Consider the following 19,677-nt stretch of genomic DNA (forward strand, 5'->3'; position numbering starts at 1 on the left):
ACCCAGTCACCCAAAGGTGTCACATTCCGCGGAGCTGCCCCGTGCACCGGCCAGGACGAGGACCAAGGGGGTTCGCCGGTGGGGACGCCTGCCGGACCCCGGCACACTGGGAGACGTGGAGAAGATCACGCTCACCGGTGCGCAGGAGACCATGCTCGCCACGCTGTACGGCAGGGCCCTGGACAGCGAGCGGGCGGCCTCCGTGCTGCACGACGTGGAGGCCCGCCGCGCGGTCGACCGGATCGACTACGACTTCACCAGGACCGGCATGACCACCACCAGCGCCGTCGGCGTCGCCATCAGGGCGAAGGTGCTCGACGACTGGACCGCCGACTTCCTCCGGCGCACCCCGTCGTGCACCGTCCTGCACCTCGCGTGCGGCCTCGACACGCGCGTGCACCGGCTGGACCGGCCCGACACCGTGCGGTGGGTGGACGTCGACCTGCCGGACGTGGTGGCGTTGCGGCACAAGCTGCTGCCGGTGCCGACCGGCGAGTACCGGCTCGTCGCCGGGTCGGTCACCGACGACGGGTGGCTCGACGCCGTGTCGCCTGCCCGCCCGGTCGTCGTCGTGTTCGAGGGCCTGTCGATGTACCTCACCCGTGCCGAGGGGCACGCGCTGGTCCGGCGCGTCACCGAGCGGTTCGAGACCGGCGAGCTGCTGTTCGACGTCTACGGCACGTGGGGGATCAAGCTCCAGCGGCTCGTCCCGGCCGTGCGCAACGCCGGGGCGACGTTGCACTGGGGCGTCGACGACCCGCGCGAGGTCGAGGCGCTGCACCCCGGACTGACCACGGTGGACGCGCTGCGCAGCGTGGACCTGCCGCACCTGGGCGCGTTGCCCAGGTCCGGCAGGGTCCAGCTGAAGCTCGTCAGCGCGATCCCGAAGCTCCGCGACGTCGGGAAGGTGCTGCGGATGCGGTGGTGATCACCCGTGCGGCCACATCGTCAGCCTTCGACGACGAAGTCGAACTTGGCGGTGTACCGGTTGCCCACCAGCGGCCCGAGCGCGACCTCGCACTCGCGGTCGAGGTAGGCGTCGCGCCGGTTCAGCCAGGCCACGTTCATCCCGTACGCCCGCAGGTTGTCCGGGAAGAACAGCTGCGTGGTGAGGATCGGGCCGCCGCGGGCCTGCACCTTCACGTGGATGTGCGGGGTCCGGCCGGGGTAGTCCTTCGGGATGATCGTCTCCAGCACGTAGGCGCCGGAGGCGTTCGTGAACTGGTGGCCGCGCATCTTGAAGGTCGTGTTGTCGTACACGCCGCGGTCGTCGGCCTGCCAGAAGTCCAGCAGGGCGTTCTGGATCGGCGCGCACTTCATCGTGTACACGAACCCGGTGAGGCTCAGCACGATCCCGGTGACACCGGGCGTGCGCAGGTTCGTGCGCTGCGGGGAGTTGCGCTTGAAGTAGGGGCCTTCGATGTTCGACGGGGTGTCGTCGTCATCGACGCAGGTCGGGGTCAGGGGAAGAGGGGCGCTGCGCGCCGTCGTGGTGCCGGCGGCGGTCAGTGCGACCACGGCGGCCGCGCTGGTGGCGGTCGCCAGGAACGCCCGGCGGGTGGGGATCTCGTCGTGTTCGGGCATGTTCGGACTCCGGTGGTTGCAACCCGCGGCAGGGGGGCTTGGGCTGGCCAACTCGTCCGAACGTAAGCGGCGAAACGATCCAGGGACCAGTTGTGGTCCAGACCAAAAAACGCGGTCAGAACACCACGTGGGCGAGCTTGTCCGGGTTCGCCATGTCGTAGACCGCGTGCACCTTGCCGTCGTGCACGGCCATGGTGATCACGCGCCGGGACGCCTCGCCCGTCGCGGCCATGACCACCCCCAGCTCGCCGTTGACGAGCGTGGGCCGCAGCTCCGGCATGCCGTCCCGGTCGAAGCCGTACTTGCGCATGAGGCCGAAGAAGAAGCGGGCGATCTTCTCCGCGCCGGTGACCGTGTGGACCGCGGTGCGCGCCTTGCCGCCGCCGTCGCCGACCATGACCGCCTGCGGGTGCAGCAGGCCCAAGACGGCGTCGATGTCACCGCTCGACATGGCGTGCAGGAACTTCTCCAGCACCTCCTGCTGCTCGGCGAGCGCCGAGCGGGGCGGCGGTTCGGCACCGGCCACGGCCTTGCGCGCACGGGAGGCGTGCTGGCGAGCGGAGGCCTCCGAGACGCCGAGCACGTCGGCGATCTCGCTGAACGGCAGGGAGAACGCGTCGTGCAGCACGAACGCCACGCGCTGGTCGGGCGTGAGCCGGTCGAGCACCACGAGCGCGGCCATGCGCACGCCGTCCGCCTGCACGACCGACGCCAGCGGGTCGTCCGCCTCACCGGTCGTGAGCAGCGGCTCGGGCAGCCACGAGCCCACGTACGTCTTCCGGCGCACGGCCGCCGACCGCAGCCGGTCCAGGCAGATGCGGCTCACGACGGTGGTGAGCCACGCGCGGGCGTCGTCCAGACCCACGGCCTTGGCGAACTTCGGCCACGCCTCCTGCACCGCGTCCTCGGCGTCGGCGACGCTGCCGGTCAGCCGGTAGGCCACGCCGATCAGGTGCGTGCGGTGCAGTGCGAAGACGTCGGCCGCGGTCACGGGGTGCAGTCTGCCACTGCCGGATTTCGGCAGGCCGTAGACTCGGGGTGTGGCAGGACGCATCAGGGAAAGCGACATCGCGTTGGTGCGTGAACGCAGCCGCATCGACGAGGTCGTGGGCGACCAGGTGTCGCTCAAGCGGGCAGGCGGGGGAGCGTTGAAGGGCCTGTGCCCCTTCCACGACGAGAAGACGCCGTCGTTCAACGTGCGCCCGTCGCACGGCACGTTCCACTGCTTCGGCTGCGGCGAGGGCGGCGACGTGATCGCCTTCGTGATGAAGGTCGAGCACCTGTCGTTCGTGGAGGCCGTCGAGCGGCTCGCCGACCGGGCGGGCATCCAGCTCACCTACGAGGGCGGCGGCAACACGATCCAGCGCGACCGGGGCACGCGCAGCCGGCTCATCGAGGCGCACAAGGCGGCCGCCGAGTGGTACGCGGAGCAGCTCGCGACGCCCGAGGCCCAGCCGGCCCGCGAGTTCCTCGCCGAGCGCGGGTTCGACGAGGCAGCGGCGCGCCAGTTCGGCTGCGGCTACGCCCCCGGCGGCTGGGACAAGCTCACCAAACACCTGCTGGGCCGCGGCTTCGAGCTGGCGGAGCTGATCAAGTCGCAGCTGGTCAAGGAGGGTCGCCAGGGCCCGATCGACCGGTTCCACCGGCGGCTGCTGTGGCCGATCAGGGACATCGGCGGCGAGGTCGTCGGCTTCGGCGCGCGGCGGATCTTCGACGACGACCCGATCCAGGCGAAGTACCTCAACACCAGCGAGTCGATGATCTACAAGAAGTCGCAGGTGCTGTTCGGCCTCGACCAGGCCAAGCGGGAGATCGCCAAGCGCAAGCAGGCTGTGATCGTCGAGGGCTACACCGACGTGATGGCCATGCACCTGGCCGGCGTCCCGACCGCGGTCGCCTCGTGCGGCACGGCGTTCGGCACCGACCACATGAACGTGCTGCGCAGGCTGCTGATCGACGACGACGTGAACGGCGAGGTCATCTTCACCTTCGACGGCGACGAGGCCGGCCAGAAGGCGGCGCTGAAGGCGTTCGAGGGCGAGCAGCAGTTCTCCGCGCAGACCTACATCGCGGTGGCGCCCGACGGCATGGACCCGTGCGAGCTGCGGCAGGCCAAGGGCGACGTGGCCGTGCGCGACCTGGTGGCCCGCCGCACGCCGTTGATCGAGTTCGCCATCAAGGCCCAGCTGCGCTCCTACGACCTCGACTCGGTCGACGGCCGCGTGGAGGCGCTGAAGAAGATGGTGCCGTTCGTCGCGCAGATCAAGGACCGCGCCAAGCGCGACGGCTACGCCACGCGCCTGGCCTGGTGGGTGGGCTGGGACGACGAGGCCATGGTCGTGCGCCGGGTGCGCCAGGTCGCGGGCGGCAAGGCCCCGGCCGTGGCGCCGCGCGCGGACCCGAACCAGATGGCGCTGTCCGTCGACGTCGACGGCCCCGCACGCCCGAACCCGCGCGATCCCCGCCTGGTGCCCGAACGCGAGGTGCTGAAGGTGGCGCTGCGGCTGCCCGAGTACGCGGGCCCGCTGTACGACTCGCTGCCCGACGAGGCGTTCACCGACCCGGCCTACGTGGCTCTGCACCGCGCGATCCGCGCGGCCGGCGGCGCCTCGTCCGGTCTGGCGGGCACGGCGTACCTGGACGCGATCTCGCAGAACTGCTCGCACGCGTCGGTGCGGTCGGTGCTGACGGAGCTGGCCGTGGAACCGCTGGCGGTCAAGCAGGACGACGAGTTCCGCTACGTGTCGATGGTCATCGCGCGCCTGCAGGAGGTGCAGGTGAGCAAGCAGATCGAGGACGTGAAGTCGCGGCTGCGACGCCTGTCCCCGATCAAGGACGCCGACGAGTACCGGGCGCTGTGGGGCGACCTGGTGGCGCTGGAGGAGTACCGCAAGGCACTGCTGCAGCAGAGCGCCGGGGTGCTGTAGATGGGCTTGTGGAAGCGGTTGTTCGGCTCCGGAGCGCCGGACGGGTTCGACGGGACGTTGGAGCCCGAGGAGACCGTGGTGGCGTGGGCCGCCGTCACCGGTGGCGGGCACCTCGTCGTGACGTCGCTGGGGCTGTGGGTGCCGGGACCGCGGCGGATCGGCTGGCACCTGGTCAGCAAGGTGAAGTGGGAGAGCTCGCTGCGGGTCGTGGAGGCCCGCGAAGCCGACGTCGTCGAGTCCGTGGTGCTGCTGGAAGACCTTGCGCCGCAACGGTTCGCGCTGGAGGAACCCGGCCGGGTGATGCGCGCGATCTCGCAGCGGGTCGAGGGGTCGATCCGGCACCGGGAACGCGTGGACCCGCCCGGGGTGTGGGTCCTGCAGCGGAAGATCCCGGGACGGGACGGGTCGGTGTGGCAGGCCCGCGGTGACGCCGGGGTGGACGAGGCGGCGGTGCGGGCGGCGGTGACGGCGTTCGTCGAGAAGCAGCCGCGTTAGCGCTGTTCACGCAAGAGCTGGCGCGCTAGCAGTACGCGTGTACTGTAAGCGGCATGTGGGATCCGGCGCAGTACCTGGCCTTCGCCGATCACCGGGCGCGGCCGTTCTACGAGCTCCTGGCGCGCGTGCGGGCGGAGTCGCCGCGGCGCGTGGTCGACGTGGGCTGCGGCCCCGGCAACCTGACGGTGTCGCTGCGCGAGCGGTGGCCGGGCGCCGTGGTCGAGGCGTTCGACTCGTCGCCGGAGATGGTCGAGGCCGCGCGGCGGGCCGGTGTGGACGCGTGGGTGGATGACGTCACGACCTGGGAGCCGCCGTCCGACACCGATGTCGTGGTGTCCAACGCGGTGCTCCAGTGGATTGCGTCACACCCCGTGATCGCGCAGAGGTGGGCGGCCGTGCTGCCCGAGGGGGCGTGGCTCGCGTTCCAGGTGCCCGGCAACTACGCCGACGCCTCGCACCGGTTGATCCGGGAGGTCGCGGGTGAGCGGCTGGCGCACGTCTTCCGGGCCGAGCAGCCGGTGCTGCAGCCGGTCGAGTACGCCGAGCTGCTGGCCGGCTGCTCCTCCGTGGACGCCTGGGAAACCACGTACGTGCAGCGGCTCTCCGGCGCGGACCCCGTGCTGGAGTGGGTCTCCGGCACGGCGTTGCGGCCGGTGCGGGCCGCGCTGTCCTCTTCGGACTACGACGCGTACGTCGCGGAGCTGGCACCGCGGCTGCGCGAGGCCTACCCGCGGCGAGCCGACGGCACGACGTGGTTCCCGTTCAGGCGGATCTTCGTGGTCGCTCAGGTGTGACGACCGTCTCAGGTCACCGGCTGCCCGTTGGACCAGGTGGTGGTCTTCTCCTTGGTCCAGGGCGCCTTCTCCTTGGCGACGTGCGCGGCCTCGACCGACTTCTCCTTGGCGATGTGAGCTGCCTCGAACGCCTTGTCCTTGGCCGTACCAGCGGCTTTGCGCACGGTCGGGCTTTCGGTGAGCCGGTGCCAGGCGCGCACGATCTGGTCGTAGCGCTCCCGCCCGGCCTTCGCTCCGAGCACGTAGCCGACGGCCGCTCCGATCAGCATGGCCTTCATCATCCGGTTCCCTCCCGTAACAGGCCTGGTCAAGTGGTGTTCCTGGGCTAAACGGGGGGTGCCTGCAGAACCCGTTTCCAGCCTCATGTAGAGTTACCCACTGTCAGGAGGAACCAAGCCTGACGGAGACAACAGAACATTCCCCCATAGCTCAATTGGCAGAGCATGCGACTGTTAATCGCAGGGTTACTGGTTCGAGTCCAGTTGGGGGAGCTTCTCAAGGCCCTGGTCATCCGACTGGGGTCTTTTGGTTTCGAGGCCCATGCGTGACCTTGGGGCCATGCGCTTCGCGAACCTCCGCCGCATCACCTCGCTGGACCCGGTGGCCGACCACCAGGAGGTCCTGCGCATCTCCGCCGGCCTGGAGTTCCCGTGGGACTACCAGAAGGCGCTGGAGTTCGCGCTGTTCCGCACCTACTGCGTCCCCACGATCTCCGGTCTGCTGGAACGCACCGGCGAGTTCGAACGCCGCCCGCAGAAGCGCTACGACGACACCGCCGTGCTGATGGCCGAGCTCATCGAACACGGCTACGACTCCCCGCGCGGCCGCGAGGCCCTGCGGGTCGTCAACCGGCAGCACGGCCGTTACGACATCTCCAACGACGACATGCGGTACGTGCTCGCCACGTTCATCTACGACCCGATCGACTGGCTCACCCAATACGGCTGGCGTCCTCTCTCACGCAACGAGCAACTGGCCGCGTTCCACTTCTACCGCGCGGTCGGCGCGCGCATGGGCATCCGCGACATCCCCGCGGACTTCGCCGAGTACCGCGCGTTCAAGAAGGCCTACGAGGACCGGCACTTCGTCTACGCGCCCTCGAACCGCCGCATCGGCCAGTACACCCTGGACCTGTTCTGCTCGTGGTACCCGGCAGCGGTCCGCCCGGCGGTCGCACGGGCCGTGGTCGCGCTGCTCGACCAGCCGATGATCCGCGCGTTCGGCTTCACCGCGGCCCCGGCGTGGCTCAGCGCCCTCGGCCGTTTCGCCTTGCGCACCCGTGCCGCCGTGGTGCGCCACATGCCCGTGCGCCGCACGTTGAAGCTCACGAACGCCCGCAACCGCACCTACCCCGGCTACCCGAAGGGCTACCGGCTCTCGGACCTCGGCGCGAGCTCCAGCACCGCCCGCTGACCGTTCAGCACGAACCCCATCGCCCTCAGGAACTCGACGCCGGGCTCGAAGTCGCTGAGCCCGGCCTGCACCCGCGTGACCGCCGGGAACCGCTCGCGCAGCGCCCTGACCATCTCGCTGCCGATGCCCCACCGCCGCAGGTCGCCCGGCACCAGGAAGAACCCGATGCTCGCGTGCCCCGGCTCCGGATGGTCGACCACCAGGTCCACGAACCCGATCATGCCCTCGGCCTCGGCGACCAGCAGGTGCTTCTGCTCGAACGCGGCCCCCTCCGGCAACGCGTAGAACAACCCCTGCACGTCGCCGGGCCCGGACGGGTGCCCCGTGGCGGCCTGGAACCAGTCGTCGCAGGCGGCGAACAGCCGCAGCACCTCGGCCTCGTCCGCCGGCGTGAAGTCGCGGAGGGTCAAACGCACGCGTGCAGCCTATGTGGCGCTCGCCACGGGGGCGCGCAAGGCCTGATCGGCGTGATCGGTATCCTCCTTCACGCAGTGCGCAGCCGTGCGGACGGCCGCTGCGCAGGGGGCAGTAGCTCAACCGGTCAGAGCAGCAGACTCATAATCTGTCAGGTTGTCGGTTCGAATCCGACCTGCCCCACCGGTTCGTCTGGCGCGGATCTTCTGGCGCGGTCGGGTGCTGGTCAGCGCCGGATGGCGTGGAAGGTGGATGACTCCGTGGATGTCCTGGAACCGCGGGAAGAGCAGGTCGACGAGCTGGTGGCCGAGTTCGGTGACTGGGCTGCAGGGCGGGGGCTCGAGGTCGACCTCTTCGTCGTAGAGGCGGCGCTGGACGCACGGGTTCCGCACGTCGAGGTGCTCCTGCTCGAATGGTTCCCGCGGAAGGCCACGCTGGAGCGGCCGCACTGGCCGGGTGTGCTGACCACGCTGCACCACTGGGCCGACTTCCTGACCGCGACCCGCGGTGACGAGGAGTGGAACGGGGGCGAGCTGCACGCGGCGATCGACCGGAGCGCTCCGGAGTTCCTGGCCAGGATGGCGGACGAGCGCAACTACGGGCCGGCGAAGTTCTGGGCGACCCGGATGATCGAGAACGGCGTCGACCCCGAGGACGAGGACGACGTCCGCGACTTCCTGCTGGCGGTTCAGGCCGGTGCGGTCGAGTACGACGAGGACGTGCTGGCCGAGATCATGCGCAGGCACGCGGACGGCGGTGGAGCCGACCTGCTCCTCCTCCCCGAGTTCGGCGGGGGTGCGCCGGGGCCGTTGCCGCCGGTGCCCGTTCCGCCCGATGGCGAGCTCGCGGCACTGGCGGAGGCCACCGGGGTGGTGACCCGGTTGCGGACGCTGGTGACGTGGGTGGGTGCCGGTCGTGCGGTGACGACCACGAAGCACCTGCTCGTTGCGGACGCCCGTGAGCTGGCAGTGCTGCTGGGACTGGACGAGCCGGGTGCGGAACGGGCGCGCGGCAGCGAGGACCTGCCGGAGGTGTCGCTGCTGGTGGCCTGGGCCAGGGCCGTTCGCCTGGTCCGGGTGGTCAAGGGCAGGCTCGTGGCGGTCAAGAGTGCGGCCGGCCTCCTGGACCGGCCGGTGGAGCTGTGGTGGCGGGCGTTCGAGGCGTACGGCGGGCTGGGGCCCGAGGCACCCTCTCCGCTCGGGCTGGCGCTGCGGGAGGTGCTGCTGGACCTGTGGCTGGGCCTCTACCCGGCAGGCGGGGCACCGGTACCGGTGGAGCTGCTGGCGGAGAGCGCTCACCACGCGGTGTCCGCGTGGTTCGAGGTCGGCGGGTTGCCGGCCGGTGCCCGGGAGGTGATGTGGCGGCGGGATTTCGCCGCTGTGCTCGGGGCCCTGGCGGTGCTGGGGGTGGTCGAGCTGGCGGTGTCCGCGGACGCGGAGGAGCACGCCGAGATCATCGAGCTGTCCGGCAACGATGATCCCGACCTCACCCTCGCCCGGCTGACACCCCTCGGCCGGTGGGCTGTGCAGCGGGCGTTGCGCGCGGAGGGGTTCGACGCGCCGTCCGTGGAGGAGTTCGCGCAGTTCCCGCTGGAGGAGGTGTGCGAGGCGGTGGAGCCCTGCGCACCGGAGGTCGCCGAACCGGTCCTGGCTGCCTGGGTCGCGGCCAGGGACGCCGGGGAGGCGGCGGCCGAGCTCGCGGCGTTCTGCGTGGACGGGCCGTCCGCCGAGGTGCGGCTGCTGGCGTGGGCCGCGCTGGAACACGCCGGTGCACCGGGTGCGGAGCAGGCCCGCCGGCTGCGCTCCGCAGGAGTGGTGCCGACCGAGTGGCTGGCCGTGGCGAGCTGACCTCCCGGCCGCAGCGCGATGGGAGTCCACTGAGGACGGACCGTCCGCCTGACCAGGCCCGTCACCCGGCTCCATGCGGGCTCCAGGGCTTGTGACTACCGTGGTCGGGGTGCGAGTGGCGACCTGGAACGTGAACTCCGTCAAGCAACGCGTGCCGAGGCTCTTGCCGTGGCTGGACCAGCGGCAGCCGGACGTGGTGTGCCTGCAGGAGACCAAGCTGGCCGACGACGCCTTCACCGCCCTGCTCGGCGCGGAGCTGGAGCAGCGCGGGTACCAGGTCGCGGTGTTCGGCGAGACGCAGTGGAACGGGGTTGCGATCCTGTCGCGCGTCGGGCTGGAGGACGTGGAGGTCGGTGTCGCCGGTGCGCCGGGGTTCCCGCACCAGGAGGCACGGGCCGTGGCCGCCACGTGTGGTGGTGTGCGGGTGCATTCGCTGTACGTGCCGAACGGGCGTGAGCCGGAGTCGGACCACTACAAGTACAAGCTGGAGTGGCTCGCCGCACTCAGGGACGTGCTCGCAGCCGGGCCGGCGGACGCGCTGGTCTGCGGTGACATCAACATCGCCCCCGCGGACGCCGACGTGTTCGACCCCGACGCCTTCGCCGGGCACACGCACGTGACGGAGCCGGAACGGGCGGCGCTGCGGGCGATCGAGGCGCTCGGGTTCCACGACGTCGTGCGCGAGCGGTGGCCGGACGAGCGGATCTTCAGCTACTGGGACTACCGGGCCGGCATGTTCCACCGCGACCTGGGCATGCGGATCGACCTGGTCCTGGCGAGCGACGGGGTGGCGCCGCGGGCGAAGGCCGCGTGGATCGACCGGCACGCGCGCAAGGGCACCGGACCGAGCGACCACGCGCCGGTCGTCGTCGACCTCGACGAGGCGCCGGACGGCGACATCGGGCCCGTCGTGCCGCCGCCGTCGGCTCCGGGCGCGAAGAAGAAGGTCAAGCTGCCCCAGGCGAAGTGAGCGGCAGGGCCACGGTGAACGCGGCCCCGCCCTCCGGTGCGGGGCCCGCCGTGATCGTGCCGCCCATCCGGGTGACCAGGCCGTGCACCAGCGCCAGGCCCACACCGGTGCCGACCGGGCGGGTCTGCTGGTAGCGGGCGTGCAGCACGCCGCGGTCGAACGCCACGGGGTAGTCCTCCGGTGCCAGGCCGGGGCCGCCGTCGCGCACCTCCAGCACCGACGACACCGCGAGCACGACCGGGCGGCCCGCGGGCGTCACGCGCAGGGCGTTCTCCAGCAGGCCGTCGATCACCTGGCGCAGCCGCCGGGGGTCCGCGCGCACCACCGGGGAGGCCGTGACGTCGACCGAGAACCGCACGCCGGCCGCGTGGCAGCGGGCGTGCCACACCTCGGCGGCCGAGCGGACCACGGGGACCAGCTCGACGGCGGCGAGGTCGAGGCGGAAGTCGTCGGCGCCCAGGCGGGCCAGGTCGAGCAGGTCGGACACGAGCCGGTCCAGCCGGCGGGCCTCGGACAGGACCACCGCGCCGACCGGGGCCACCTGCTCGCCGGTGACCACGCCGTCGGCCAGCGACTCGGCGAACCCGGTGACGGCGGTCAGCGGCGTGCGCAGCTCGTGCGACACCGACAGCAGGAAGTCGCGCTGCCGGGACTCGCTGCGCTGCAACGCGTCCGCGAGGTCGTTCACCGACCTCGACACCTCGGCCAGCTCGTACGGGCCGGACACCGGCACGCGCAGGTCCCGCCGGCCACCGCTCATCGCGTGCGCGACCCCGGCGACCCGGCGCAACGGCCGCGCCAGCACCGTGCCCAGCGCCAACCCGGCCACGCAGGCCACGACCAACCCGATGGCGAGCGCGAACAGGACGTTGCGGACCAGCGCACGCGCGTTGCCGCCCGTCTCGGTCTCCTGCACCAGCGCGAACCCGCCGCCACCGGACGGCCGCGCCTCGACCAGCAGCCGCCCGCTCGTCTTCGACACCGGTTTCCCGGTGAGGACCTCCTCGGCGTGCACGGCGCGTGCGGCCCGCACGGCAGCCTTGTCCTGGCCGGACACCTCACCGGCCGCGGACACCGTGACGATCGCGATGCCCTGCCCCTCCAGCACCTGCTCGACCCGCCTGTTCGACACCTGGCCCGCGACGACGTCGGCCTGGTTCGCCAGGATCTCGCGGCTCACCTCGCGGGAGGTGCTCAGCACCAGGCGCGTGGACACGAACCCGGCGACGAGGACCGCGACGAACGCGACCCCCAGGCACAGCAACGCGATCCGGGTGGCGAGGTTCACGACGCGTCCGCCGAGTAGCCGACGCCGCGCACTGTCCGGATAGGACTGGAGGCGCCGAACTTCGCGCGCAGCTGGGCGATGTGCACGTCGACCGTGCGCGTCCCGGCCGCGGACGAGTACCCCCACACCGCGCTCAGCAGCTGCTCGCGGGAGAACACCCGGCGCGGGTGCCGCATCAGGTGGGCGAGCAGGCCGAACTCCGTCGAGGTCAGGGAGACCTCGGCGGAGCCGGCCCACGCGCGGCGTTCCCCGACGTCCAGCCGCACGTCACCCACCCGCAGCGCCTCGGTGGCGGTCGCGGCGGGCGTGGCCCTGCGCAGCACCGTGCGGACCCGCAGCGCGAGCTCGCGCGGGCTGAACGGCTTGGTGACGTAGTCGTCCGCGCCGAGCTCCAGCCCGAGCAGCCGGTCGACCTCGTCGTCGCGCGCGGTCACGAACAGCACCGGCGTCCAGTCGCCCGCCGCCCGCAGCGCGCGGCAGACCTCGATGCCGCTCATCCCCGGCAGGCCCACGTCCAGCACGACCGCGACCGGCGCGAGCGAGCGGACCGCGGCCAGTGCCGCGTTCCCCGCTGCCTCCAGGTGCACGCCGAACCCGTCGCGCCGCAGGTAGAGGGCCACGAGCTCGGCGATCGCCGGTTCGTCCTCCACGACGAGAACCAGGCCACGTTCCACTGCTCACCCCGGTTGGTCGATCTCGGACTCGATGCTGTTCAGCGTCGATTCCACAGCATCGAGGTCGGGGGCCGGCTCCTCACCCCGGCACGCCGTCAGCGAGACCAGCAACGCGAGCGCGGCCACCCACCTCACTTGGCACCGCAGTGCTCGGACTTGAACCTCGCCACCCGCTCACCGGCCTGGCCGAGCCGCACGAGCTGGGCCGCGCGCAGCTTCACCCGCGCGTCCAGCACGTCCGCACGCGCCGTGTTGCCGGCCTTGCGCGCGTCGGCCGCCTTCTGCTCCAGCCACTTGGTCGAGCCGAGCGTCTCGGGCGTGCCGTTGATCCTGTCGGTCAGCGCCTTGACCTTGGCCTCGACCCGCGGCACGCGCTGCTCGCAGATCTTGCGCACCTTCTCCGGGCTGATCGTGACCGGTTCCTGGGCCGACGCGGTGCCCGCGCCGAGCAGCAGCAGTCCGGCGACGACCACGCCGATTCGTGAAATGTCCATGACGCAGAACGATGGCGGCCCGCCGTCAGAGGCAGGTCCGGCGGATGTTCGGGTTCTGCAAAGACCAGGAGGGGTTAGGCCGGGTGGGTGAAGGCGACGGTCTCGCCGAACGCGGCGGGACGGCGCCGGCTGTCCTGCGGCACGTCGAGCAACGCCCAGATGACGTGCCGTCCGCCCCCGGCCGGCGTCTCACCCATGGTGAAGTTGCAGACGGCGATGGACGCGACGTTGCGCCGCATGGTGTTCCACTGCCTGAGGTCAAGCCGTGCGGTCGTGCGCACCGCCACGGACAACTTGTCACCACGCATGCGCAGCAACAACGAGACCGGCTGCTCGTCCTCGACGTGCGACACGAGCTCCACGGCCAGCTGCGGCGCCACGTCCAGCAACGCCTGCACGCCCCACCGTTCGCACGCGCGCTCGGTGATGCGCTCTGCCACATGCGGCGCACACCGGCACGTGGGCAGCACGGCGTCCACTCGGTCCTCGTGCTGCAAACGGGTCACGTTCGCGAGTGCGGCCTCCGTGGTGGCGTGCAGCGGGATGTGCCGCGGCAGACCGCGCGCCCCCAGCGTCGACCGCAACCGGTGGTCGCCCACGACGAGGCTCAGCGAGATGCCCGGCCAGCGCGCCGCCGACAGCCACACCACGTCGAACACCACGAGCAGCGCGGGCGACTCGGCCACGAGGCCGTCGAGCTCGACGACGACGCCGACCAGCTCCCTGGTGGCGCAGTCGAGCAGCACGTCCTGCACGCGCAGGTACGTGGACCAGTCCAGGCGGCCGGTGAAACGCACCACCAGCACGCCGCTCTGCTCCCGGAGGCCGACGTCGAGACCGTGCGCGGCGGTGTCAGCGGTCATGGTCCTTCCCTCCCCGGAACGCGGGCTCCCCTCCCACACTGGCTGTCACGACCCGGTCGCCCTAGGGGGTAACTACCCGTGTTCCGGCGTTGGTACCTCCGGGGGACCGCGTTGCAGCGGCCGATCGCACCGACCTAGGGTGCGGTGTGGGCAGCGCACTTTCCCCGAGTCGCAAAGGCAACCTGCCTGCCGACACCACTGCTTTTGTGGGCAGGAAACAGGATGTCGCCGAGGTCAGGAGACTCCTGGCGGAGTCGCGCCTGGTCACCCTGACGGGGGTCGGCGGGGTGGGCAAGACCCGGCTCGCGCTGCGGGCAGCGGCCGAGCTGCGCCGGGCGTTCCCCGACGGCGTGTGGTTCGTGGAGCTGGGCGGGCTGAACGACCCGGACCTGGTCGTGCACACCGTGCTGGAGTCGTTGGGGGTGCACGACGACACGGTCCGCCGGCACCGGACCGTCCTGGTGGAACACCTGCGCGACCGGCAGGTGCTGGTGGTGCTGGACAACTGCGAGCACGTCGTCGGCGCGATCGCCGACCTGGTGGACGGGCTGCTGCGCGGTGTGCCCGGCCTGCGCGTGCTCGCGACCAGCCGGGAACGCCTCGGCGTGGACGGTGAGCACCTGTGGCAGGTCGCGCCGCTGCCGCGGGACCCGGCGCTGGACCTGTTCGCCGAACGCGCGGCCGCCGTCGAGCCGGGGTTCGCGATCACGGCGGCCAACCACGCCGCGGTGAGCCAGATCTGCGCGCTGCTGGGTGGAATCCCACTGGCCATCGAACTGGCCGCGGTGCGGTTGCGGGTGCTGACGCTCGACCACCTGCTGTCCAGGTTGGACGACACGTTCCGGGTGCTCGGCGACGGACGGCGCGGGGGCGACCCGCGGCACCAGACGCTGCAGGCGGCGGTGGACTGGAGCTTCCACCTGTGCACCCGCGCCGAACAGGTGCTGTGGGCGCGCGCGTCGGTGTTCTCCGGCACGTTCGACCTGGAGGCCGCGGAACGGGTGTGCTCCGGTGAGAGCGTGAACACCCACGAGGTCATGCGGTCGCTGGCCGGTCTGGTCGACAAGTCCGTGGTGGTGGCCGAGCAGCACCCGTCCGGCACCCGGTTCCGGCTGCTGGAGCCGTTGCGCCAGTACGGCTTGGACAAGCTGCGCTCCGCCGGGTGCGAGCAGGTGCTGCGCGAACGGCACCGCGACCACTACATCGAGTGGGCCCGGCGGCGCGAGGAGGAGTGGTTCGGCCCGGCCCAGCCGCGGATCTTCGCGCTGACCCACCTGGAGAACGCGAACCTCCGGTCCGCGCTGGACTTCTGCTTCTCCGCCGCCGGCGACCACTGCGTCCACCTCGCCGGCACGCTGTGGTTCTACTGGGCGGGCTGCGGGATGCTCGGCGAGGGCCGGCACTGGCTCGACCGCGCCCTCCAGACGTCCGCGACCGGCCCGGTGCGGGCCAAGGCCCTGTGGGTCAACGGCTACGTGGCCACGTTGCAGGGCGACATCGCCACCTCGGTGCGCATGCTCGACGAGTGCCGCGACTACGCGCGCACGGCCGGTGACGAGTCGGCGCTCGCCTACGCCACCCACCGGCTGGCCTGCACCCACCTCGTCGGCGATGACCTGGACCTGGCCGACGAGCTGTTCGAGGAGGCCAGGAGGCGCTACCGCAGCCTCGGCGCGGTCAACAGCCACACCATGCTCGCGGGCATCGAGCTCGCGATCTCCGCTACCTTCCGCCGCGACTTCGCCACCGCGGAACGGCTCTGCGTCGAGGCGAAGGCCGTGGGCGAGGAGCACGGCGAGCTGTGGGCGCAGGCGTACGCCATCTACGTGCTCGCGTTGTGCGCGTGGGCCAGCGGCGACCTCGCGCGGGCGGACGCGCTGGGCCGCGACTGCCTGCGGATCAAGCGCACGTTCCACGACCTGCTCGGCATCGTGCTCGGCATGGAGGTGCTGGCCTGGATCGCCGCCTCGCAGGGCAACGCCCGGCGCGCGGCGACGCTGCTCGGTGCGACCAGCGAGATCTGGCGGTCGGTCGGCTACCCGATGTTCGGCTCCCGCTACTTCGGCACGCCGCACGGGGAGTGCGAGTCGGCGGTCGTCACGGCGCTGGGCGAGGCGGAGTTCCGGGTGGCGTTCCGGCACGGCATGGACCTGGAGCTGGAGGACGCGCTCGCGTTCGCCATCGGTGAGGAGCCGGCGGAACCGGAGCCGGTCGAGCCGCCCACCCCGTTGACCCGCCGCGAGCAGCAGGTGGCCGACCTGATCGCCGGCGGCATGTCGAACAAGGAGATCGCGGCCCGGCTGGTGATCGCGCGGCGGACCGCGGAGGGCCACGTCGAACGCATCCTGCAGAAGCTCGGGTTCACGTCACGGGCGCAGATCGCGACGTGGGTAACCGAACGCCGCACCTGAGCAGCACGGGGGCGCGTTAGTCGACGCAGGGGACGCCGTCGTTCGGTGGGGGTGGTGGGGGAGCGGTCGCCAGCTCGGTGACCTTCGCCCGCACCTTCTCCTGGTCGACGCGGTTCACGTCCTGCCCGCCGACGTGCGCGCCGCCCTCGACCGGCAGCGTGTCGAACCGGACCTCGGACGGCAGGTTCCCGGCCAGCTCGGCCAGGTCGAGGCCCGCGTCGAGCACCACGTCCTGCTTGGCCGTGTCGATCATCGCCGGGACCGCCGCCGGGTCCTTCAGCCGCCGTGCCACGGCCGACAGGAACGCCTGCTGGCGCCGGGTGCGGGCGAGGTCGCCGCCGGGCAGCCCGTGGCGCTGCCGCACGAACGACAGCGCCTGGCCCGCGTCGAGGTGCTGCGGGCCCGCCGGGAAGTCCGCACCCGACAACGGGTCCGCCGTCGCGTTCCGCAGGCACACGTCCACGCCGCCGAGGCCCTCCGCGATGTGGAAGAAACCGATCAGCGAGATCTCCACGAGGTGGTCGATCGGTTGGTCGAGGAACGCCGACACGGTCTGCACCTGGGCCCGCCGACCGGCTTCGCGGCCCGCGCGTTCCAGCCGGCGCTTGTCCGCCATGCCCGCGGCGCGCAGCCGGTCCTCCTCGGCGATCTTCGCGCGTCCGTAGGCCTCCTTGACCTTGCCCTCACCGCCGGAGGCCAGCGGGACGAGGTTGTCGCGCGGCACGGACATCGCCACGGCCGGACCGGACGCCGGCAGGTGCAGCAGGATCAGCGTGTTCGCGTTGTACCCGCCCCGGTCGCTCTCGCCGGCCTGCAGCCGCCGCAGCACGTCGTCGGGCAGCGGTTCGCCGTGCAGGTCGAGCCGGGTGGTCAGGCCCATGATCAAGACATTGCGCCCGGACACCGACCGCGGCGCGTCGGCGGCGATGGCGTGGGAGCGCTCCACCCCGGTCGAGATCGTGGCCACCGTCGACCACGCGACGCCCGCCACGACGAGCACCGCGGCGCACACCAGCACCCACGCCGTGCGCAGGATCACGTGGCAGGCACGCCGGAAGCGGCCGGCAGAACTCATGAGATCCCCCATCCCCTCGACTATTCTACGTGCTCATGGGGGTGCAGCTGCCGGGTTTGGCGGCGCTCGCGATGCTCACGGTGTTCGCCCAGGTGGGTCTCTGGGTGGACGGGGACAACCTCGGGTGGCCCTTCGGCGTCTGGCTGGTGGGGGGCGCCGTGGTCGCCTCGGTGCTCGTGCGCCGGGTGGGGTTGTGGACGGTGGCACCGGCGCCACCGGTCGTCTTCGTCGTCCTCGCCGCGGGCAACGCGGTGTGGCAGCGGCTGGCGACGGGGCAGTCGTTCTGGGGAAGCAGCGAGGAGGTCGCCGCGGCAGCGGTCCCGTGGTTCGTCAACGGGTTCCCGTGGCTCGCGGCATCGGTCGGCGCGGCCGTGGTGGTCGCGGTCGTCCGCACGGTTTCTGGGGGGAATCGGACATGCAGGTCTTCGTCGACGGCAACGGCGGCAGACGGGTAGTGGCGAAGCTGGCCAGCGTGACGCTCGCGGGCGGGCTGGTGGTGTTCGCCGCGGTGGTCGGCGGCACGCTGCTGGCGGTGTGGTGAGGCGCACGCCCCGGTTGCACTGGCTGTCGATCCTGCTCGGGCTCCTGGTGCTGCTGTGCGTGGTGTCGTTCCACGCCCACGCCGCGCTGAGGCCCGAGCCGGTGCCCGCACCGCACGCGGTGCACGAGCTGCCCGATCGCACGGTCGCGCTGGCGTTCCACGGCGGCCCTGATCCGAAGTGGACACCGCACCTGCTCGACGCGTTGCGGGAGGCCGACGTGAAAGCGACCTTCTTCGTGCTGGGCACGCAGGTCACCCGCAATCCGGAGGTGACGGCCAGGATCGCGGCAGAGGGGCACCGGATCGGCATCGACGGCTTCCGCACCGAGGGCGACTGGGTGAACCCGCTCGACCTCGCGTTCGCGCAGGCCGCGCTCGCCGACGTGCTGGGTGTCCACACGCGACTGGTCGGCGCGCCGGTCGAGGTCGACAGCGGTGACCGCGAGCACCAGGACATCGGCACGCTGGTGCGGATGTCGCTGGCGCAGGGCCGCGGCGTGGTCCGGCTGCACGACGACGGCAGCATCGGCGCGGACATCGCCCGGCAGCTGGCGCGCACCCCCGGCCTGCGGTTCGCGCAGCTCGGGGACGGCGTGACCGCGGCGGGCCCGGCCGAACGCTTCACCGGCGCCGTCACCGGGTGGGCGCAGCGCAACGGGGGTGCGGTCGTCGCGGTGATGGGCACGGCGATCGCCGTGGCGGCGCTGCTCGGCATCCTGCGCACGCTGATGCAGCTCGGCCTCGCGCACACCGACCGCCGCCTGCGCCGGGAGAGCGAGCACGCGCCGCCGCCGTGGACCGCGCCACCGGTGTCGGTGATCATCCCGGCGTACAACGAGGCCGTGAACATCGCGGCCACCGTCCGGTCGATCGCCGCGAACGACCACCTCGCCGACGTGGAGGTGGTCGTCGTCGACGACGGCTCGACCGACGGCACCGCCGACCGCGCCGAGGAGCTGGGCCTGCCCGGCGTCACCGTCCTGCGCCAGGACAACCAGGGCAAGCCGGCCGCGCTGAACGCGGGTGTCCGGGCCGCCCGCCACGACGTGCTGGTGCTGCTCGACGGCGACACGGTCTTCGAACCGGACACGATCGGCCAGCTCGTGCAGCCGTTCGCCGACAGCGGGGTCGGCGCGGTGGCGGGCAACGCGAAGGTCGGCAACCGGCAGGGCCTGCTCGGTCGCTGGCAGCACCTGGAGTACTGCGCGGGGTCCAACCTGGACCGGCAGATCCTGCACGCGCTGCGGTGCATCCCGACCGTGCCCGGTGCGGTGGGGGCGTTCCGGCGGTCGGCGCTCACCGACGTCGGCGGCGTGCCGGAGCACACGCTGGCCGAGGACACCGACCTGACGATGGCGGTCACGCGGGCGGGCTGGCGGGTGGCGTACCGGCCGCAGGCCAAGGCGTGGACCGAGGCGCCGGTGACCGTGCACGGGCTGTTCCGGCAGCGGTACCGGTGGTCCTACGGCACGTTCCAGGCGATGTGGAAGCACCGCGGCGCGTTGCTGGAGAACGGGCCGATGGGCCGGTTCGGGTTGCTCTACCTGCTGGCGTTCCACCTGCTGCTGCCGCTGCTCGCACCGGTGATGGACCTCTACGTGCTGTACGGGTTCATCGTCGCGGACGCGCCGCTGGCGTTCATCGTGTGGACCGTGTTCCTCCTGCTGCAGACCGCGAGTGCGGGATACGCGCTGCGGCTGGACGGTGAGTCGGTGAAACCGTTGTGGGCGTACCCGTTGCAGCAGGTGGTGTACCGGCAGTTGATGTACGCGGTGGTGATCCAGTCGTTGGTCACGGCCCTGCACGGAACTCAGCTCAGGTGGATGTCGGTCCGGCGCACGGGTCGGCTCGCGGACGCACCCGGCGGTAGCGTGGCCCGCACTTGAG

General features: G+C 71.9%; 21 protein-coding genes and 2 tRNA genes. 13 read left to right on the forward strand and 10 right to left on the reverse strand.

Going from position 1 to position 19,677, the window contains the following annotated elements; translation table 11 throughout:
• Window positions 1-115 precede the first annotated feature (115 nt).
• Complete coding sequence (locus ACZ7CH_RS33520; protein WP_360397187.1) at window positions 116-928, forward strand: class I SAM-dependent methyltransferase; 813 nt, start codon at window positions 116-118, stop codon at window positions 926-928.
• A gap of 20 nt (window positions 929-948) precedes the next feature.
• Here the strand turns inward: ACZ7CH_RS33520 and ACZ7CH_RS33525 are convergent, their stop codons facing one another.
• Window positions 949-1,584: a dioxygenase family protein gene (locus tag ACZ7CH_RS33525; protein WP_360397188.1), complete on the reverse strand. Its 636-nt coding sequence runs from the start codon at window positions 1,582-1,584 to the stop codon at window positions 949-951.
• A gap of 115 nt (window positions 1,585-1,699) precedes the next feature.
• A complete protein-coding gene (locus tag ACZ7CH_RS33530) occupies window positions 1,700-2,584 on the reverse strand; it encodes a sigma-70 family RNA polymerase sigma factor (protein WP_470375809.1) in 885 nt (294 codons plus the stop codon).
• Between the two features lie 40 nt (window positions 2,585-2,624).
• On the opposite strand from ACZ7CH_RS33530, the gene dnaG reads away from it, so the two are divergent.
• From dnaG to ACZ7CH_RS33545, 3 genes are read left to right on the forward strand one after another with little or no spacing between them, the layout of a single operon-like run.
• The gene (gene dnaG, locus ACZ7CH_RS33535) at window positions 2,625-4,511 is read left to right on the forward strand and encodes a DNA primase (protein WP_360397190.1); all 1,887 of its coding nucleotides are present in this window, start codon (window positions 2,625-2,627) and stop codon (window positions 4,509-4,511) included.
• Window positions 4,512-5,006 (forward strand): hypothetical protein, encoded by a 495-nt coding sequence (locus ACZ7CH_RS33540; RefSeq protein WP_360397191.1) that lies wholly within the window; start codon window positions 4,512-4,514, stop codon window positions 5,004-5,006.
• Between the two features lie 53 nt (window positions 5,007-5,059).
• Window positions 5,060-5,800 carry a trans-aconitate 2-methyltransferase gene (locus ACZ7CH_RS33545; RefSeq protein ID WP_470375772.1) on the forward strand — a complete coding sequence of 247 codons (741 nt, stop codon included), beginning with the start codon at window positions 5,060-5,062 and terminating at the stop codon, window positions 5,798-5,800.
• An 8-nt stretch (window positions 5,801-5,808) separates the two neighbouring features.
• Here the strand turns inward: ACZ7CH_RS33545 and ACZ7CH_RS33550 are convergent, their stop codons facing one another.
• Complete coding sequence (locus ACZ7CH_RS33550; RefSeq protein WP_360397193.1) at window positions 5,809-6,069, reverse strand: YtxH domain-containing protein; 261 nt, start codon at window positions 6,067-6,069, stop codon at window positions 5,809-5,811.
• Between the two features lie 149 nt (window positions 6,070-6,218).
• On the opposite strand from ACZ7CH_RS33550, the gene ACZ7CH_RS33555 reads away from it, so the two are divergent.
• A tRNA-Asn gene (locus ACZ7CH_RS33555) sits at window positions 6,219-6,291 on the forward strand.
• 67 nt (window positions 6,292-6,358) lie between these two features.
• Window positions 6,359-7,213 (forward strand): oxygenase MpaB family protein, encoded by an 855-nt coding sequence (locus tag ACZ7CH_RS33560; protein WP_470375773.1) that lies wholly within the window; start codon window positions 6,359-6,361, stop codon window positions 7,211-7,213.
• Here the strand turns inward: ACZ7CH_RS33560 and ACZ7CH_RS33565 are convergent.
• The gene (locus tag ACZ7CH_RS33565; protein ID WP_470375774.1) at window positions 7,168-7,629 is read right to left on the reverse strand and encodes a GNAT family N-acetyltransferase; all 462 of its coding nucleotides are present in this window, start codon (window positions 7,627-7,629) and stop codon (window positions 7,168-7,170) included. The genes ACZ7CH_RS33560 and ACZ7CH_RS33565 overlap by 46 nt on opposite strands.
• A gap of 106 nt (window positions 7,630-7,735) precedes the next feature.
• On the opposite strand from ACZ7CH_RS33565, the gene ACZ7CH_RS33570 reads away from it, so the two are divergent.
• The 3 genes from ACZ7CH_RS33570 (at window position 7,736) to ACZ7CH_RS33580 (ending at window position 10,444) form a co-directional block, all read left to right on the forward strand.
• Window positions 7,736-7,810, forward strand: a tRNA-Ile gene (locus ACZ7CH_RS33570).
• A gap of 77 nt (window positions 7,811-7,887) precedes the next feature.
• Window positions 7,888-9,474, forward strand: a complete 1,587-nt coding sequence (locus ACZ7CH_RS33575; protein ID WP_470375775.1) for a hypothetical protein — start codon at window positions 7,888-7,890, stop codon at window positions 9,472-9,474.
• Window positions 9,475-9,574: 100 nt separating this feature from the next.
• Complete coding sequence (locus ACZ7CH_RS33580) at window positions 9,575-10,444, forward strand: exodeoxyribonuclease III (protein WP_458433846.1); 870 nt, start codon at window positions 9,575-9,577, stop codon at window positions 10,442-10,444.
• Here the strand turns inward: ACZ7CH_RS33580 and ACZ7CH_RS33585 are convergent.
• The 5 genes from ACZ7CH_RS33585 to ACZ7CH_RS33605 form a co-directional block, all read right to left on the reverse strand.
• Window positions 10,422-11,732, reverse strand: a complete 1,311-nt coding sequence (locus tag ACZ7CH_RS33585; RefSeq protein WP_470375776.1) for a HAMP domain-containing sensor histidine kinase — start codon at window positions 11,730-11,732, stop codon at window positions 10,422-10,424. The genes ACZ7CH_RS33580 and ACZ7CH_RS33585 overlap by 23 nt on opposite strands.
• Entirely contained in the window at window positions 11,729-12,406 is a 678-nt protein-coding gene (locus ACZ7CH_RS33590; RefSeq protein ID WP_470375777.1) for a response regulator, read from the reverse strand. The genes ACZ7CH_RS33585 and ACZ7CH_RS33590 overlap by 4 nt, the downstream gene beginning before the upstream one ends.
• Window positions 12,407-12,409: 3 nt before the next feature.
• Entirely contained in the window at window positions 12,410-12,532 is a 123-nt protein-coding gene (locus ACZ7CH_RS33595) for a hypothetical protein (protein ID WP_360397200.1), read from the reverse strand.
• A 5-nt stretch (window positions 12,533-12,537) separates the two neighbouring features.
• The gene (locus ACZ7CH_RS33600; protein WP_360397201.1) at window positions 12,538-12,900 is read right to left on the reverse strand and encodes a hypothetical protein; all 363 of its coding nucleotides are present in this window, start codon (window positions 12,898-12,900) and stop codon (window positions 12,538-12,540) included.
• Window positions 12,901-12,974: 74 nt separating this feature from the next.
• Window positions 12,975-13,763 carry an STAS domain-containing protein gene (locus ACZ7CH_RS33605; protein ID WP_470375778.1) on the reverse strand — a complete coding sequence of 263 codons (789 nt, stop codon included), beginning with the start codon at window positions 13,761-13,763 and terminating at the stop codon, window positions 12,975-12,977.
• Between the two features lie 206 nt (window positions 13,764-13,969).
• Here ACZ7CH_RS33605 and ACZ7CH_RS33610 point away from each other — a divergent pair, with 206 nt between their 5' ends.
• On the forward strand, window positions 13,970-16,174 hold the full coding sequence (locus ACZ7CH_RS33610; protein ID WP_470375779.1) for an ATP-binding protein: 2,205 nt from the start codon (window positions 13,970-13,972) through the stop codon (window positions 16,172-16,174).
• A 16-nt stretch (window positions 16,175-16,190) separates the two neighbouring features.
• Here the strand turns inward: ACZ7CH_RS33610 and ACZ7CH_RS33615 are convergent, their stop codons facing one another.
• Entirely contained in the window at window positions 16,191-17,249 is a 1,059-nt protein-coding gene (locus ACZ7CH_RS33615; protein WP_470375780.1) for an LCP family protein, read from the reverse strand.
• A 35-nt stretch (window positions 17,250-17,284) separates the two neighbouring features.
• Between ACZ7CH_RS33615 and ACZ7CH_RS33620 the strand changes: the two genes are divergently transcribed.
• From ACZ7CH_RS33620 to ACZ7CH_RS33630, 3 genes are read left to right on the forward strand one after another with little or no spacing between them, the layout of a single operon-like run.
• Window positions 17,285-17,704 (forward strand): DUF6542 domain-containing protein, encoded by a 420-nt coding sequence (locus ACZ7CH_RS33620; protein ID WP_470375781.1) that lies wholly within the window; start codon window positions 17,285-17,287, stop codon window positions 17,702-17,704.
• Window positions 17,665-17,790 carry a hypothetical protein gene (locus ACZ7CH_RS33625; RefSeq protein ID WP_470375782.1) on the forward strand — a complete coding sequence of 42 codons (126 nt, stop codon included), beginning with the start codon at window positions 17,665-17,667 and terminating at the stop codon, window positions 17,788-17,790. Before ACZ7CH_RS33620 ends, ACZ7CH_RS33625 begins: the two co-directional genes overlap by 40 nt.
• On the forward strand, window positions 17,787-19,676 hold the full coding sequence (locus tag ACZ7CH_RS33630; protein WP_458433835.1) for a bifunctional polysaccharide deacetylase/glycosyltransferase family 2 protein: 1,890 nt from the start codon (window positions 17,787-17,789) through the stop codon (window positions 19,674-19,676). Before ACZ7CH_RS33625 ends, ACZ7CH_RS33630 begins: the two co-directional genes overlap by 4 nt.
• Window position 19,677: the final 1 nt, after the last annotated feature.

Source organism: Lentzea sp. NPDC037011 (genome assembly GCF_055607425.1).

Coding starts and splice junctions, on each gene's coding strand:
- ACZ7CH_RS33525 (WP_360397188.1), bottom strand. CDS start 1,584: ATGCCCGAACACGACGAGATCCCCACCCGCCGGGCGTTCCTGGCGACC.
- ACZ7CH_RS33540 (WP_360397191.1), top strand. CDS start 4,512: ATGGGCTTGTGGAAGCGGTTGTTCGGCTCCGGAGCGCCGGACGGGTTC.
- ACZ7CH_RS33545 (WP_470375772.1), top strand. CDS start 5,060: ATGTGGGATCCGGCGCAGTACCTGGCCTTCGCCGATCACCGGGCGCGG.
- ACZ7CH_RS33550 (WP_360397193.1), bottom strand. CDS start 6,069: ATGCTGATCGGAGCGGCCGTCGGCTACGTGCTCGGAGCGAAGGCCGGG.
- ACZ7CH_RS33560 (WP_470375773.1), top strand. CDS start 6,359: ATGCGCTTCGCGAACCTCCGCCGCATCACCTCGCTGGACCCGGTGGCC.
- ACZ7CH_RS33600 (WP_360397201.1), bottom strand. CDS start 12,900: ATGGACATTTCACGAATCGGCGTGGTCGTCGCCGGACTGCTGCTGCTC.
- ACZ7CH_RS33605 (WP_470375778.1), bottom strand. CDS start 13,763: ATGACCGCTGACACCGCCGCGCACGGTCTCGACGTCGGCCTCCGGGAG.
- ACZ7CH_RS33615 (WP_470375780.1), bottom strand. CDS start 17,249: ATGAGTTCTGCCGGCCGCTTCCGGCGTGCCTGCCACGTGATCCTGCGC.
- ACZ7CH_RS33620 (WP_470375781.1), top strand. CDS start 17,285: ATGGGGGTGCAGCTGCCGGGTTTGGCGGCGCTCGCGATGCTCACGGTG.
- ACZ7CH_RS33625 (WP_470375782.1), top strand. CDS start 17,665: ATGCAGGTCTTCGTCGACGGCAACGGCGGCAGACGGGTAGTGGCGAAG.